This window comes from Rhodanobacter ginsengisoli, from assembly GCF_042657065.1.
GTDB lineage: Bacteria > Pseudomonadota > Gammaproteobacteria > Xanthomonadales > Rhodanobacteraceae > Rhodanobacter > Rhodanobacter ginsengisoli.
This window is the reverse complement of the sequence record NZ_JBHSNF010000002.1, coordinates 659,273-673,847: the sequence shown is the minus strand read 5'-3', so window position 1 is coordinate 673,847 and position 14,575 is coordinate 659,273. Positions and strand designations below refer to the sequence as shown.

General features: G+C 66.0%; 16 protein-coding genes. 9 read left to right on the top strand and 7 right to left on the bottom strand.

The genetic code is table 11. The features are described from left to right. Positions 1-6: 6 nt before the first annotated feature. The 5 genes from ACFPPA_RS12230 to asnS all read right to left on the bottom strand — a co-directional run bounded on the left by ACFPPA_RS12230 (position 7) and on the right by asnS (position 4,886). The gene (locus ACFPPA_RS12230; protein ID WP_377320227.1) at positions 7-1,473 is read right to left on the bottom strand and encodes an aldehyde dehydrogenase; all 1,467 of its coding nucleotides are present in this window, start codon (positions 1,471-1,473) and stop codon (positions 7-9) included. A 78-nt stretch (positions 1,474-1,551) separates the two neighbouring features. After that, positions 1,552-2,340 (bottom strand): SDR family oxidoreductase, encoded by a 789-nt coding sequence (locus tag ACFPPA_RS12225; RefSeq protein WP_377320225.1) that lies wholly within the window; start codon positions 2,338-2,340, stop codon positions 1,552-1,554. A gap of 19 nt (positions 2,341-2,359) precedes the next feature. Beyond that, positions 2,360-2,674 (bottom strand): hypothetical protein, encoded by a 315-nt coding sequence (locus tag ACFPPA_RS12220; RefSeq protein WP_377320223.1) that lies wholly within the window; start codon positions 2,672-2,674, stop codon positions 2,360-2,362. Further along, entirely contained in the window at positions 2,671-3,471 is an 801-nt protein-coding gene (locus tag ACFPPA_RS12215) for a MalM family protein (RefSeq protein WP_377320222.1), read from the bottom strand. The genes ACFPPA_RS12220 and ACFPPA_RS12215 overlap by 4 nt, the downstream gene beginning before the upstream one ends. 14 nt (positions 3,472-3,485) lie before the next feature. Next, entirely contained in the window at positions 3,486-4,886 is a 1,401-nt protein-coding gene (gene asnS, locus ACFPPA_RS12210; RefSeq protein WP_377320220.1) for an asparagine--tRNA ligase, read from the bottom strand. Between the two features lie 150 nt (positions 4,887-5,036). On the opposite strand from asnS, the gene ACFPPA_RS12205 reads away from it, so the two are divergent. The 7 genes from ACFPPA_RS12205 to radA all read left to right on the top strand — a co-directional run bounded on the left by ACFPPA_RS12205 (position 5,037) and on the right by radA (position 11,134). Further along, positions 5,037-5,363 (top strand): HesB/IscA family protein, encoded by a 327-nt coding sequence (locus ACFPPA_RS12205; protein WP_377320218.1) that lies wholly within the window; start codon positions 5,037-5,039, stop codon positions 5,361-5,363. Positions 5,364-5,561: 198 nt separating this feature from the next. Continuing rightward, positions 5,562-6,005: a 30S ribosomal protein S6 gene (gene rpsF / locus ACFPPA_RS12200; protein ID WP_377320217.1), complete on the top strand. Its 444-nt coding sequence runs from the start codon at positions 5,562-5,564 to the stop codon at positions 6,003-6,005. Positions 6,006-6,019: 14 nt separating this feature from the next. After that, entirely contained in the window at positions 6,020-6,250 is a 231-nt protein-coding gene (gene rpsR / locus ACFPPA_RS12195; RefSeq protein ID WP_007081973.1) for a 30S ribosomal protein S18, read from the top strand. Between the two features lie 219 nt (positions 6,251-6,469). Further along, on the top strand, positions 6,470-6,919 hold the full coding sequence (gene rplI, locus ACFPPA_RS12190) for a 50S ribosomal protein L9 (protein WP_377320215.1): 450 nt from the start codon (positions 6,470-6,472) through the stop codon (positions 6,917-6,919). A 240-nt stretch (positions 6,920-7,159) separates the two neighbouring features. Further along, the gene (locus ACFPPA_RS12185) at positions 7,160-8,554 is read left to right on the top strand and encodes a replicative DNA helicase (protein WP_377320213.1); all 1,395 of its coding nucleotides are present in this window, start codon (positions 7,160-7,162) and stop codon (positions 8,552-8,554) included. 19 nt (positions 8,555-8,573) lie between these two features. After that, a complete protein-coding gene (gene alr, locus ACFPPA_RS12180; protein ID WP_377320211.1) occupies positions 8,574-9,662 on the top strand; it encodes an alanine racemase in 1,089 nt (362 codons plus the stop codon). A gap of 86 nt (positions 9,663-9,748) precedes the next feature. Then, positions 9,749-11,134, top strand: a complete 1,386-nt coding sequence (gene radA, locus ACFPPA_RS12175) for a DNA repair protein RadA (protein WP_377320209.1) — start codon at positions 9,749-9,751, stop codon at positions 11,132-11,134. A gap of 6 nt (positions 11,135-11,140) precedes the next feature. Here radA and ACFPPA_RS12170 read toward each other — a convergent pair whose 3' ends face one another. Both ACFPPA_RS12170 and ACFPPA_RS12165 read right to left on the bottom strand, forming a co-directional pair. Further along, on the bottom strand, positions 11,141-11,761 hold the full coding sequence (locus tag ACFPPA_RS12170) for a glutathione S-transferase family protein (RefSeq protein WP_377320207.1): 621 nt from the start codon (positions 11,759-11,761) through the stop codon (positions 11,141-11,143). A gap of 85 nt (positions 11,762-11,846) precedes the next feature. Further along, complete coding sequence (locus ACFPPA_RS12165; protein ID WP_377320205.1) at positions 11,847-12,644, bottom strand: cytochrome C assembly family protein; 798 nt, start codon at positions 12,642-12,644, stop codon at positions 11,847-11,849. A 96-nt stretch (positions 12,645-12,740) separates the two neighbouring features. Between ACFPPA_RS12165 and ffh the strand changes: the two genes are divergently transcribed. Together ffh and rpsP are read left to right on the top strand one after the other, a co-directional pair. Next, positions 12,741-14,120, top strand: a complete 1,380-nt coding sequence (ffh, locus tag ACFPPA_RS12160) for a signal recognition particle protein (protein WP_377320203.1) — start codon at positions 12,741-12,743, stop codon at positions 14,118-14,120. 195 nt (positions 14,121-14,315) lie between these two features. Beyond that, the gene (gene rpsP / locus ACFPPA_RS12155) at positions 14,316-14,573 is read left to right on the top strand and encodes a 30S ribosomal protein S16 (protein ID WP_377320201.1); all 258 of its coding nucleotides are present in this window, start codon (positions 14,316-14,318) and stop codon (positions 14,571-14,573) included. Positions 14,574-14,575 lie beyond the last annotated feature (2 nt).

Genomic DNA, 14,575 nt, shown 5'->3' with positions numbered 1-14,575 from the left:
CCTCAATCAGTAGCGGATGCAGATGTTCTTCGGCTCGGTGAAGAAGTGCAGCGCCTCGGCGCCGCCCTCCCGCCCGAGTCCGGATTGTTTGGCGCCGCCGAATGGCGTGCGCAGGTCGCGCAGCAGCCAGCAGTTGATCCACACGATGCCGTAGTCCAGTTGCGCGCCGAAACGATGCGCGCGCGACAGGTCCTGAGTCCACAGCGAGGCGGCCAGGCCATAGCGGCTGTCATTGGCGATCGCCAGCGCTTCCGCCTCGTCCTCGAACGGGATCAGGCTGACCACCGGGCCGAAGATTTCCTGCTGATTGGCCGCTGCCGACGACGGCAGGCCCTCGATCACGGTCGGCGCGATGAACCAGCCATCGGCGCAACGCCCGGTCAGGGCGACCGGCGTGCCGCCGCACAGCAACCGGCCGCCATCGGCACGCGCCTGTTCGATGCAGCCGAGTACCTTGGCCTGGTGCGCCGCGGAGACCACCGCGCCCAGGTCGCTGTCCGCGTCCTCGGGATCGCCGACGCGGAGGGCCTGCACTTTCGCCAGGTAACGCTGGCGGAACGTTTCGTAGATGGAGCGCTGCACCAGCAGGCGCGAGCCGCACAGGCAGATTTCGCCCTGGTTGGCGAAGCCCGAGCGCACGATGGTGTCCAGGTTCGCCTCGGAAAGATCCGCATCGGCAAACACGATCGCCGGATTCTTGCCACCCATTTCCAGCGAGACCTTCTTGAACTGCGGTGCGGCCACGCTGGCGATCCGCGTGCCGGTGGCGGTGCTGCCGGTGAACGAAGCCGCCTTGACCGCCGGGTGTTCCACGATCGCCTGGCCCACGCTCGGGCCGCGGCCCTGCACGATGTTCAGCACGCCGGGCGGGAAGCCGGCCTCGATGCTGAGCTCGCCCAGCAAGGCGGCGGTGCATGGGGTGATTTCCGAGGGCTTGGCCACGACCGTGTTACCGCTGGCCAGGGCCGGTGCAATCTTCCAGGTGAACAGGTACAGCGGCAGGTTCCACGGACTGATGCAGCCGACCACGCCCAGCGGCTGGCGCAGGGTGTAATTGATCGCGCCGCTGCCGCTGGCGCCGGTCTCCATCGCGTGCGACTCGCTGCCCCAGGCCATGACCGCGGCGGCGAAATAGCGCAGGTTGCTGACCGCGCGCGGAATGTCCAGCCGGCGCGCCAGGCTCACCGGCTTGCCGCTGTCGCGCGATTCCAGCACCGCGAATTCCTCCAGCCGCGCCTCGATCAGCGCGGCCAGTTTCTGCAGCAGGTGCGCGCGCTGTTCGACCGGTGTGTTCGCCCAGCCGGCGGCGGCGCGGCTGGCGGCTTCGACCGCGGCGGCGACATCCTCCGGGCCGGAATCCGGGCAGTACGCGAATACCGCGGCGGTAGCCGGCTCATGCACCTCCAGCCAGGCGTCGTGGGCAGGCGCCTGCAGGCGACCGTCGATCAGATTGGCAAGGCGCAGGGTGGGCATCCGCGCAAGCTTAATTCCAGCGGGCGGCAATTGCACCGAACGCTGGCGTATGCCGTGACCGCAACGCGCTCGCGAGGGTTACAGCGAGCGCATCCGGCCGCCATCGACCGGCAGGTTGACGCCAGTGATGTAGCTCGCGGCCGGCGAGGCCAGGAAGGCCACCGCGGCGGCGGTTTCGGCGGGGTCGGCGAAGCGGCCCAGCGGAATTTCCGTAGCCATCGCCTGCTGCACTTCCTGCGCGCTGCGACCGGATTTCTGCGCGCGTGCGGCGATGATCTGATCGATCCGTGGGGTGTGGGTGGAGCCGGGCAGCACGTTGTTGACGGTGATGCCGAACGGCGCGAGTTCGCCGGCCAACGTCTTGGCCCAGCTGGCCACGGCGCCGCGGGTGACGTTGGAGACGCCGATGCCGGGGATCGGTTCCTTCACCGAGGTGGAGATGATGTTGATGATGCGACCCCAGCCGGCTTCGCGCATGCCGGGGATCACCACCTGCGCCAGCACGTGGTTGGCCAGCAGGTGCTTGCGGTAGGCGTCGAGAAACTCGGCTGTGGTGGCATCGACTGCGCTGCCGGGCGGCGGCCCGCCGCTGTTGTTGACCAGGATATGCACCGGCCCGGTCGTGATCAGCTTTTCGACGCGGGCACGCAACGCATCGGTATCGCCGGCGTCGGCGACGATGAAGTCATGCTGCTGCGCCGGGTGGATGCGCGGCAGCGCCTGCACCAGCGCCTCCAGCACTTCGGCGCGGCGCGCCAGCACGGTGACGTTGGCGCCCAGCGCCGCCAGTTCGATCGCGCTGGCGCGGCCGATGCCTTGCGATGCGCCGCAAACCAGCGCATGGCGCCCACTCAGATCCAGTTGCATCGGGTCGTCCTCCGGGAATTCAGTGCAGCAGCAGGCGCATCGCCAGGGCGGCGAGCCAGCTCAGCCAGCCCAGCCATGGGCTGTAGCGCCATATGTCGCGCCAGCGATTGATGCTGGCGTCACCCAGGGCGGGCAGCGCCGGCGACCGCAGCACGTGCTGCATGCGGATCCAGGTGCGCATTGCCGAGGTCTTGCCGTGTTCCGGTTCGACGATGACTTGCCAGTGCTGCGGATACCGCTCACGCAGCAAGGCGGTCAGTCGGAACTGGGCGACATACGACAGCAGGAACAGGCTGACACCGGCGACCAGCAACCCGAGATACAGGATGATCATCGCGAACTGCCGGTCTTGCTGCTGCCCCACGGGAGCGACAGCGAGTTCAGCAGGCCGTCGCCGCTGGCCGGCTTGCCGCAGACCGAGCTGTCGATGGCCTTCTGGTAGGTCGTGTTCATCATGCCGATCCACAGCGAGCCATCCGGCCCGTGCGGAATGCTGAAGCTGCCGGCGGAGTTCATCTTCAGCGAAGCCGCCGTGGTCGTGGAAAACGAGGCGGGGGACTGCTCCCAGTAGGTCTTGCCCGATTGCTGCCGGGCGGAGCTGTAGACCAGCAGGTAGCGGGGCTTCCTGCTGTCGATCTTGACGCTGCCGAACGCGCCGGTGGTTTCGTCGCTCCAGCCCATGTGCTCGCACAGGTCGATGTCTTCGGTACGGATCGGCTGGAACCCCTCGTCCAGCAGCACGATGGTGGGCGCGAACAGGTAGCTGGCATGCAGCCAGCGGCCGTTCAATTCCGATTTCACGGCCAGCCGGTACGGCAGCTTCACGTCGGTCGGCAGGCGGAAGGCCAGAAAGTAGCTGTGCGTTCCGTCCAGGTTCGCCACCATGCTGCCGCTGCCCAGGGTGAACCGCTGTGGCTGCCACGGCAGCATGCTGCGATAGGAAAAATCGGCGAAGCTGCTGCAGCACGGCGTGGCCTCCAGCAAGCGCTGCTGGGCCAGCTTCAACGGGTCGCCGGCGGTCTCCGAGGGCGGTCGCAGGTTCGGCGGCAGCAGTGCTTTGGCACTGTGGCAGCCGGCCAGCACGACGGTGGCGGCCAGGGCGGCGGCGATGGCGGAGAAGCGATGCGACATGGCAGACGGGATACTCAGAATTCGGCCGTACCGGCCGCGCGTGGGTAGGGGATGGCATCGCGGATGTTGGACAGGCCGCAGACATAGACCAGCAGACGTTCGAAGCCCAGGCCGAAACCGGCGTGCGGCACCGTGCCGTAGCGGCGCAGGTCACGGTACCAGCCATAGGTGGCGGGATCGAGGCCGAACTGGATCATGCGGCGATCCAGATAGTCCAGCCGTTCCTCGCGCTGCGCGCCGCCGATGATCTCGCCGATGCCTGGCGCCAGCACGTCCATCGCCGCCACGGTTTTCTCGTCATCGTTCAGACGCATGTAGAACGCCTTGATCGCCTCCGGGTAGTTCATTACGACCACCGGGCGGCCGATATGTTTCTCGGCCAGGTAACGTTCGTGCTCGGTCTGCAGGTCGATGCCCCAGGCGACGGGATATTCGAATTTCTGTCCGCAGTTCTTCAGGATCTCGATGGCGTCGGTGTAGTCGATCCGCTCGAACGGCTGGGCGATGAACGCCTCGATGCGGCTGATCGCGTCGCTCTGCACGCGCTCGGCGAAGAACGCCATGTCGTCGGCGCGCTCGTCCAGCACGGCCTTGAAGATCGCCTTGAGGAAGCCTTCGGCGCAGTCGGCATTGGCGGTGAGGTCGGCGAACGCGATCTCCGGTTCGACCATCCAGAACTCGGCCAGATGACGCGGCGTGTTGGAGTTCTCGGCGCGGAAAGTCGGGCCGAAGGTGTAGACCTTGCTCATCGCCAGGCAGTAGGCCTCGACGTTGAGCTGGCCGGATACTGTGAGGAACGCCTCGCGACCGAAGAAATCCTGGCGGAAGTCGATCTTGCCGTCGGGCAGGCGCGGCAGGTTGGCCAGGTCCAGCGTGGACAGGCGGAACATGTCGCCGGCGCCTTCGGCATCGGAGGTGGTGATGATCGGGGTGTTGATCCAGAAGAAGCCCTGCTCGGTGAGATGGCGGTGGATCGCCGTCATCATGGTGTGGCGCACGCGGGTGATCGCGCCGAACAGGTTGGTGCGCGGGCGCAGGTGGGCGACCTCGCGCAGGAACTCCATCGAGTGCTGCTTCGGCTGAATCGGGTAGGTTTCCGGGTCGTCGACGAAGCCGGTGACGACGACCTCGCCCGCCTGCAGCTCGAAGCTCTGGCCTTTGCCCTGCGATGGCACCAGGGTGCCGCTGACGATCACCCCGGCGCCGGCGGTGAGGTGCTTCACTTCGCTTTCGTAGTTGCCCAGGGTGGACGGCACCACCGCCTGGATCGGGTCGAAGCAGGAGCCATCGGTCACGTTGACGAAGGACAGGCCGGCCTTGGAATCGCGCCGCGTGCGCACCCAGCCGCGCACGGTGACCGCGCTGCCGGCTTCGATCGCGCCGGATAAAGCCTGCTTCACACTGACCACTGCCATGAATTGAAACTCCTGCTGATTCGCCGCATATCGACGAGTAGTAATGAATCGCGCTGACGCCCCGCGGCGTGCAAGCCGAGCCGGCATGATAATGTAGCTGTCGCCCGAGCTGTGACACTTCGGGCCACTTTCGAGGTTGGATATACCGTCATGAGCATCACCATCACTCCCGCCGCGAATGAACGCATGCGCCATTTTCTGGCAGCGACGCCCGCTGCCGCCGGTGTGCGTTTCGGGGTCAGGCGCACCGGCTGTTCCGGATTTGCCTATGTGGTGGATCTGGCCGAGGCGATCGGCGAGGGCGACCGGGTGGTCGAAGTGGACGGGTTGCCGCTGATCGTCAACGACAAGAGTCTGGCGATGGTGGAGGGCACGGTGATCGACTTCCAGCGTCAGGGCCTCAACGCCAGTTTCGTGTTCCACAACCCGAATGCCACCGGCGAATGCGGTTGCGGCGAGAGCTTCACCATCAGCTGAAGCCGCCCTGCCGCGGGCCATTGATTTTCAATGACTTGCGCGATCATCCGCAGGCGCCGTACAATTCCGCTTCTGTCCACGCCCGACCGGCCCATTCCGCAAGGTTTGCGCCTGCCGGGCGGCGACAGCTACTTGCCTCACCGCACCGGCGGGAGGCTGCGAGGCCGCAAGGCCGCATCCACAAGGAGTCAACCCACAATGACGCTACGTCATTACGAAGTTGTGTTTCTGGTCCATCCTGATCAGAGCGAGCAGGTTCCGGCGATGATCGAGCGCTACAAGGCGCTGATCGAGACCGACGGTGGCAAGATCCACCGCCTGGAAGACTGGGGCCGTCGCCAGCTGGCCTATCCGATCGTGAACCTGGCCAAGGCTCACTACGTCATGCTCAATATCGAAGTGAGCCAGAACGCGCTGAACGAGCTGGAGTCGGGTTTCCGCTTCAACGACGCCGTGCTGCGCCACCTGGTCGTGCGTCGTGACGAAGCCGACACCGAGCCGTCCTTCATCCTGAAGTCGAAGGAAAAGGACGATGCCAAGTCCACCCGTCGCCGTGATGACGACAGCGATGGCGAAGGCGAGGGCCGCCCGCGTGGGCGTGACCGTGACGACAGCGATAACGATCGCGACAGCGACGACTGATAGGAATCCAGACCATGTCCAAGTTTTTCCGCCGCCGCAAGTTCTGCCGCTTCACTGCCGAAGACGTGAAGGAGATCGACTACAAGGATCTCAACACCCTGCGTCAGTACGTTACCGAGAACGGCAAGATCGTGCCGAGCCGCATCACCGGTACCAAGGCGCGCTATCAGCGTCAGCTGGCCACCGCGATCAAGCGCGCACGCTTCCTGTCGCTGCTGCCGTACACCGACAACCACGACGTCTGACCACAGGCTCTTCTCCCCGCCGGGGAGAAGATGCCCGCAGGGCAGATGAGGGGCGGGTGCTCGCGCAGGACTTGATCAATGCGCGCTTCGATCAGACACCAGCGCAAGCCTGGGCCCCTCACCCCAGCCCTCTCCCCGACGGGGAGAGGGAGCAATACTTTCGGACAACCGTCCTCTGGCTGCGCCGGGCCACACCGGTGCTAACGAACAGGAACCATCATGGAACTCATTCTTCTGCAGAAAGTCCGCAATCTGGGCACGCTCGGCGACAAGGTCGACGTGAAGCCGGGTTACGGCCGCAACTACCTGCTGCCGCAGGGCAAGGCCGTGCGCGTCAACGCCGCCAACCTGGCTGCGTTCGAACAACGCCGTGCCGAGTACGAGGCGAAGGCCGACAGCCTGCTGGCCGACGCCGAGTCGCGCAAGGCCAAGCTGGCCGATGCTTCGGTGACCATCAGCGCGCACGCCAGTGCCGAAGGCAAGCTGTTCGGCTCGGTCGGCCCGCGTGACATTGCCGAAGCGCTGGCTGCGGCCGGTCACACCGTCAACAAGGTGGAAGTGATCCTGGGCGAAGGCCCGCTTCGCAACACCGGCGAGTACGACGTGGCCATTCACCTGCATGCCGACGTCCACACCACCGTCAAGGTGATCGTGGTCGGCGACAAGTAAGCCGCAAACGCCATCTTCGATGATGGATGCAGACGGGCGCCGCGAGGCGCCCGTCTGTTTTTCGACCCCGGAAGGGTGGCGGGAAGAGGTGAGTTATCCCCATCAACGCACAGCTTATCCACAGGGTTATTGTCTCGGCGGCTGAGATGCTGCCGCGTATGATGGTCGTCAGTGCAGTCGCCCGCGCAACGTCGGTGAGCTGCCCGTTTTCACTGAGGGAATCCTCCCCGAGGTAAGTCGATGTCCTTCGTGCCCGAACGCAAATCCTCCTCCCCGGCCATCGAGGCGCTGCGTGTGCCGCCGCATTCCATCGATGCCGAACAGGCGGTGCTGGGCGGCCTGATGCTGGCGCCGGATGCACTGGACAAGGTCGCCGACCGGCTGGCCGAGCAGGACTTCTATCGCAAGGATCACCGGCTGATCTGGCGCGCGATCAACGAGCTGGCGAACAAGGGCATGCCGTGCGACGCGGTGACCCTGGGCGACTGGTTCGACAGCAACGGACTGGCCGAGATGGTCGGCGGCGCCGGTTACCTGATCGAGCTGGCCAACAGCACGCCCAGCGCCGCCAACATCGCCGCCTATGGCGAGATCGTGCGCGAGAAATCGGTGATGCGTCAGTTGATCGATGCGGGCACCTCGATTACCGAGGACGGCTATCGTCCCGAAGGCAAGAGCGTGCAGGAGGTGCTGGAAAGCGCCGAGCAGCGCGTGTTCCACATCGCCGAATCCGGTGCGCGCGGCAAGAAGGATTCCGTCTCGATGCGCGAAGCGGTGAAGGACGCGTTCCGGCTGCTTACCGAGCGCTATGAGAACCGCGGCCAGCTCACCGGCGTCAGCACGGGATTCACCGACCTGGATGCCCTCACCTCCGGCCTGCAGCCCTCGGATCTGATCATCGTGGCGGCGCGTCCGTCGATGGGAAAAACCGCATTCGCGCTGAACATCGCCGAGGCAGCCGCGCTGGGTGGCAAGAAGGCGGTAGTGGTCTTCTCGATGGAAATGTCGTCCTCGCAGCTGGCCTTCCGCCTGATCTCCTCGGTCGGCAGGATCCATCAGCAGCATCTGCGCAACGGCACGCTGGAGGAGGAGGACTGGCCCCGCGTCTCCAATGCCATCGCGCTTCTTTCCGAAGCCAAGATCTTCATCGACGACACGCCCAGCCTGTCGCCGGTGGAGCTGCGTTCGCGTGCGCGCCGACTGCACCGGGAGCACGGCGGACTGGGCCTGATCGTGATCGATTACCTGCAGCTGATGCAGGTGCCCGGCAACAAGGAGAATCGCGCCACCGAAATTTCAGAAATTTCACGTTCACTGAAGGGCCTCGCCAAGGAGTTGCACGTGCCGGTGATCGCCCTGTCGCAGTTGAACCGCTCGCTGGAGCAGCGTGCCGACAAGCGTCCGATGATGTCCGACCTGCGCGAGTCCGGCGCGATCGAGCAGGACGCCGACGTGATCATGTTCATCTACCGCGACGAGTACTACAACAAGGAATCGCCGGACAAGGGCATCGCCGAGATCATCATCGGCAAGCAGCGCAACGGCCCCACCGACACCTGCAAGCTCACCTTCCTTGGCCATTACACCCAGTTCGTGAACTACGCGCCGGATTCGTTCGTCGGTTCGTTCGACTGATCCCGGATCCCGGTCTGCCATGAGCCGCACCACCGTCGCCACCATCCATCTGGGCGCGCTGCGCCATAACCTGGCGCGGCTCAAGCAGCTGGCGGCGCCGGCGCGGGTGATGGCCGTGGTCAAGGCCGACGCCTACGGCCACGGGCTGGAGCGCGTGGCCCGTGCGCTGGACGGCGAGGCCGAGGCATTCGCGGTGGCCGCGCTGGGCGATGGCCTGCGCCTGCGGGCGGCGGGACATCGGCAGCGCATCGTGGTGCTGTCCGGCCCGGACAATGCGCATGACATCGCCGAGATGCAGCGGCTGCAGCTGGAAGCGACAATCCATCATGAAGCTCAGTTGCAGTGGCTGGTGCAGGCGGCGCCGACGCGGGGGCGCCTGCGGGTGTGGCTGAAGATCGACAGTGGCATGCATCGGCTCGGCTTCGCGCCGGAGCGGGTGGCGGCGGTGCATGCGCAACTGCAGGCGATGGCGGGGATTGATCCGGAGATCGGCCTGCTCACGCACTTCTCCGATTCGGAAGTGTTCGACGGCGAGCAGACCCCCGCCCAGATCGCCCGTTTCACCGAGGCGACCGGCCTGTTCGTGGGGCCGCGTTCGTTGTCCAATTCCGCCGCCGTGCTCGGTTGGCCCGCCGCGCGCGGGGACTGGGTGCGCAGTGGCGGCCTGCTGTACGGTCTGTCGGTGGTTGATGGCCGCAGCGGCGCCGATTTCGGCTTTCGCCCGGCGATGACGCTGAGTACCCAGCTGATTGCGATCAACCGGATCGGCAAGGGCGAGCGCATCGGCTACAACGGCACCTGGACCTGTCCCGAAGACATGCCGGTCGGCGTGGCGGCGGTGGGTTATGGTGACGGTTATCCGCGCAGCGCGGCTGCCGGTACCCCGGTGCTGATCGGCGAGCAGCGCGTTCCGCTGATCGGCCGGGTCTCGATGGACCTGATCACGCTCGACCTGCGCACGGCGCCCGCGGCGAAGATCGGTGACCGGGTCGTGCTGTGGGGCGCCGGACTGCCGGTGGAAACCATCGCCGCGCAGGCCGGCACGATCTCCTACGACCTCACCTGCGGCATGACCCGACGGGTGCTGTTCGTCGAGGACGAAAGCTGACTGCTTTCCGCGGCAGGGCGTCTCGCGGTTTGCGATGATCGCGGGCTAAGCTTGCCGCCACCTCTTTATCCCAGCCGGAAACCCGCATGGCCAAAGCCAAGACCGCCTATGTCTGCACCGAGTGCGGCGCCGAGCACAACAAGTGGCAGGGGCAGTGCGTCGAGTGCGGGGTGTGGAATACGCTCAGTGCGATCGTGTTGATGCCGGCCACCGCGGCGGCGGCATCCGTCGGCGCGCAGCGTTCCAGTTATGCCGGCCAGGCGGCCGGCTCGGCGCGGATCACGCCGCTGACCGCCGTGGCGATGACCACCGAGGCGCGCACCCTGACCGGGATCGGCGAACTGGATCGCGTGCTCGGTGGCGGCCTGGTGCAGGGCTCGGTGGTGCTGATCGGCGGGGATCCCGGCATCGGCAAGTCCACCTTGCTGCTGCAGGTGCTGGGGACGCTGGGGTTGCAGCTGCCCAGCGTGTACGTCACCGGCGAGGAATCGCTGTCGCAGGTCGCTTCGCGGGCGCAGCGTCTGGGGCTGTCGCTGGAGCCGCTGCAGGCCCTGGCGGAAACCTGCATAGAACGGATCCTCGAGCAGGCGATGGCGACGCGGCCGCGGGTGCTGGTGATCGATTCGATCCAGACGATCTGGACCGAGCTGCTCAGCGCGGCGCCGGGGTCGGTCAGCCAGGTGCGCGAGTCGGCGGCCAAGCTGACCCGCTTCGCCAAGGAAACCGGCACCTCGGTGTTCCTGGTCGGGCACGTCACCAAGGACGGCGGCATTGCCGGGCCGCGTGTGCTCGAGCACATGGTCGATGCCGTGCTGTATTTCGAGGGCGAGTCCGGCAGCCGGTTCCGGGTGCTGCGCGCGTTCAAGAACCGCTTCGGCGCGGTCAACGAGCTGGGCGTGTTCGCGATGTCCGACAAGGGACTGCGCGAGGTGCCCAATCCGTCGGCGATCTTCCTGTCCGCGCACAGCGGGCCGACCTCCGGCAGCGTGGTGATGGTGACCCGCGAGGGCACCCGGCCGCTGCTGGTGGAGGTGCAGGCGCTGGTCGACCAGTCCTCGCTGGGCAACCCGCGCCGCGTCACCCTGGGACTGGAACAGAACCGGCTGGCCATGCTGCTGGCGGTGCTGCATCGGCATGGCGGCGTGGCGGCCTACGATCAGGACGTGTTCGTCAACGTGGTCGGCGGCATCCGCGTGCAGGAAACCGCGGCGGATCTGCCGGTGCTGCTGGCGGTGCTCTCCAGTCTGCGCGACCGGCCATTGCCCGAGCAGACCATCGCGTTCGGCGAGGTCGGCCTTTCCGGCGAGATCCGGCCGGTGCCGAATGGCGAGGAGCGGCTGAAGGAGGCGGCCACGCACGGCTTCAGGCGCGCGATCGTGCCGAAGGCGAACGCGCCGAAGAAGGGCAGGATCGGCGAACTGGAAGTGATCGGGGTGGAGCGCTTGTCCGAAGCGATCGATGCCTGCCGCTGAGGGGACTTATCCGTTCGGCAGCGGACATGCCTGGAACGCCGGCAAGCGTTCGGCTCGGGCGGCGAGGCTGGCGAGGGCAGGGTAATCCTCTGCCGTGATCAGCTCCGGCTGGACCAGCCGGGCAAAACCCCAGGCTACCGCGGTCGTGATGTCCGCCTGGCCTGGCTGTTCGCCGTGCAGCCAGGTGGTGGCGATTTCACCGACTTCCCGATCCAGCATCGCGCCGGCCGCCTCCAGCTGGGTACCCACGCGCTGCAGCCAGGGACCGTAGCGCAGTTCATCCGGGCGCTTGCGTTCGTAGACGATCTGCACGGATTTCTCCGCAACCAGCAGCGCCAGCCCGATCAGTCGCAGGGCGACGCGTCGTTGCACCGGTTCGGTCGGCATCAGGCGCTGTTCCGGTGCCACGATGGACTCGGCGTAGTCGATGATCAGGCTGGAATCGATCAATTGCATGCCATCGTCGCAGACCAGCGTGGGTGCCTTCACCAGCGGATTGATCTGGCGGAACGTCTCGAAGTCGCTGAATACCGACAGCGAGCGGTGCTCGAACGGAATGCCCAGCATGTGCAGCGAGATGGCGGCGCGCCGCACGAACGGGGAATCGAGCATGCCAATCAGTTGCATGGGACACCATCACGATGGGAGATCGGGCAGATGGTAACGCGCGGGCTGTCGGTTCGGGACGCCGGGCAGGCGTGCGAGGCGCGGCTTACATGCCCCGATGCAGTACCAGTTCCAGCGCTGCCTTGGTGCCGAAGAACGCGAGCAACAACACGGCCATGCCGATCAGGGTCAGGTTGACCGCACGCTGGCCGCGCCAGCCGTGGCGCCACCGGCCATAAAGCAGTATGCCGAAGACCAGCCATGCCACGATCGACAGGATCGTCTTGTGGGCCAGGTGCTGGCCAAACAGATTGTCGACAAACAGCGCCCCGGTAAGCAGGGTCAGTGTGAGCAGGGCGAAGCCCGCGCCGATCAGGCGGAACAGCAGCGTCTCGGTCAGCGTCAGCGGCGGCAGCGCCCGCAGCCAGGGGCCGAACTGACGATGGCGCAGCGCGCGTTCCTGCACGGCCAGCAGGATCGCCAGCGCGGCGGCGATCGACAGCACGCCGAAGGCGATCAGGGCCACGGTGACGTGCAGCTTGATCTGCCAGTCCATGGGCTGCGGCAGTGTCGGTGGCGCCAGGAAGCTGTCGACCGCGATCAACAGGGCGGTCAGCGGGAACACGATCACGCCCAGGGCGGCGACCGGGCGCGAGAGGTTCACCAGCAAGGTCAGCACCGAGACCACGAAGGCGACCAGCGACAGTGCAGCGAAAAAATGCAGGTCCAGTGCGCCGCGATGCATGCCCAGCAGGATCCCGGCATGGATCAGCACCGCGCCGCCGGCGAGGCTCAGGGCGAGCCGGTTCAACGGCTGGCCGCCACTCAGCAGGGGGCGTGCCAATCCCCCGGCAGCAACGAGATAAAGCACGATAGCGAGCGAGGCAAGGAGGTGAATGGCCATAGCGGTGCAGTGTCGCACAGGCCCTTGCCGGCGTGCATGCGAAGCCGATCATCGCGTCCGCTATAATCGGCTCCTTTCCTGTATGCCGGTTTCGCCATGTTCGAGTCGCTCAGCCAACGTCTTTCCACCACCGTCAATCGTCTGCGCGGCCGCGGCCGGCTGACCGAGGAGAACATCCGCGAAGCCCTGCGCGAGGTACGCATCGCGCTGCTGGAGGCGGATGTCGCGCTGCCCGTGGTGCAGGCGCTGATCCAGCGGATCAAGGTCCGCGCGGTCGGCCAGGAAGTGGTCAAGAGCCTGTCGCCCGGCCAGGCGCTGGTCAAGGTGGTCAGCGACGAGCTGACCGTGGTGATGGGTACCGCCAACACCGAATTGAACCTGGCCCAGCAGCCACCGGCCGTGGTGCTGATGGCCGGCCTGCAGGGTGCCGGCAAGACCACGACGGTGGCCAAGCTGGCGCGGTTGCTCACCGAGCGCAAGAAGAAGCGGGTGATGGTGGTCAGCTGCGACGTCTATCGTCCGGCGGCGATCGAACAGTTGCGCACCCTGGCCGAGCAGGTCGGGGTGAAGTTCTTCCCGTCCGAGGCGGGCCAGGATCCGGTGGCCATCGCCAGGGCGGCGGTGGCGGCGGCCAGGCGTGAAGTGATCGATGTGCTGATCGTGGATACCGCGGGCCGCCTGCACGTGGACGAGGCGATGATGGCCGAGATCAAGGCCCTGCATGCCGCGATCACGCCGATCGAAACCCTGTTCGTGGTCGATTCCATGACCGGTCAGGATGCCGCCAACACGGCCAAGGCATTCAACGAGGCGCTGCCGCTGACCGGCGTGATCCTGACCAAGACCGATGGCGATGCCCGTGGCGGCGCGGCGCTGTCCGTACGCTACGTGACCGGCAAGCCGATCAAGTTCCTCGGCGCGGGCGAGAAAAGCGACGCGCTGGAGCCGTTCCATCCCGATCGCCTGGCCCAGCGCATCCTCGGCATGGGCGACGTGCTGTCGCTGGTCGAGGAAGTCGAACGCAAGGTCGACCAGGACAAGGCGCAGAAGCTCGCCCAGAAGGTGATGAAGGGCAAGCGCTTCGACCTGAACGACATGAAGGACCAGCTGGAGCAGATGGGCAACATGGGCGGCCTGGCCGGTCTGATGGACAAGCTTCCGGGCGTTTCCAACCTGCCGGACAGCGTGAAGTCCAAGGTCAACGACGGCGAGATGAAGCGGATGATCGCGATCATCAGTTCGATGACCAAGAAGGAACGTCGCCATCCGGATCTGCTCAACGGCTCGCGCCGTGCCCGGGTGGCTCGGGGTTCCGGTACCCAGCCGGCCGACGTCAATCGGGTGCTCAAGCAGTACATGCAGATGGAAAAGATGATGTCCAAGCTGTCAAAGGGTGGCAGCAAGGGCCTGATGCGGCAGATGCGCGGGGCCATGAAGGGCATGGGCGGGATGGGCGGCCTGCCGCCGATGCGCTAGAAGTGCGAGAAACGAGTGGGGAGGAGTGAGAAACGAGAGAATGCGGGTCTGACGCTCCATTCTCGTTTCTCACTCCTTTCCACCCACTTCTCACCGTCAGGCCTTCCCTTTTCCCGAAAACCCGCTAAAATGCCCCGTTTACCGCGCACGACTCGCGTGTGCCTGCCGCTGGTTCGGCAATTCTGGAGTTTTACCATGGTCAAGATTCGTCTTTCGCGCGGTGGCGCAAAGGGCCGTCCGTTCTACCACGTTGTCGTGACCGATCAGCGCAGCAAGCGCGACGGCCGCAACATCGAGAACGTCGGTTATTACAATCCGGTCGCATCGGGCAAGGACAAGCGCCTTGAGCTGAATGTCGAGCGCGTCAAGGAATGGGTGGGCAAGGGTGCGCAGCTGACCGACAAGGTCGCCGCCCTGGTCAAGGAAGCCGGCAAGCTGCAGCAGGCCGCCTGAAC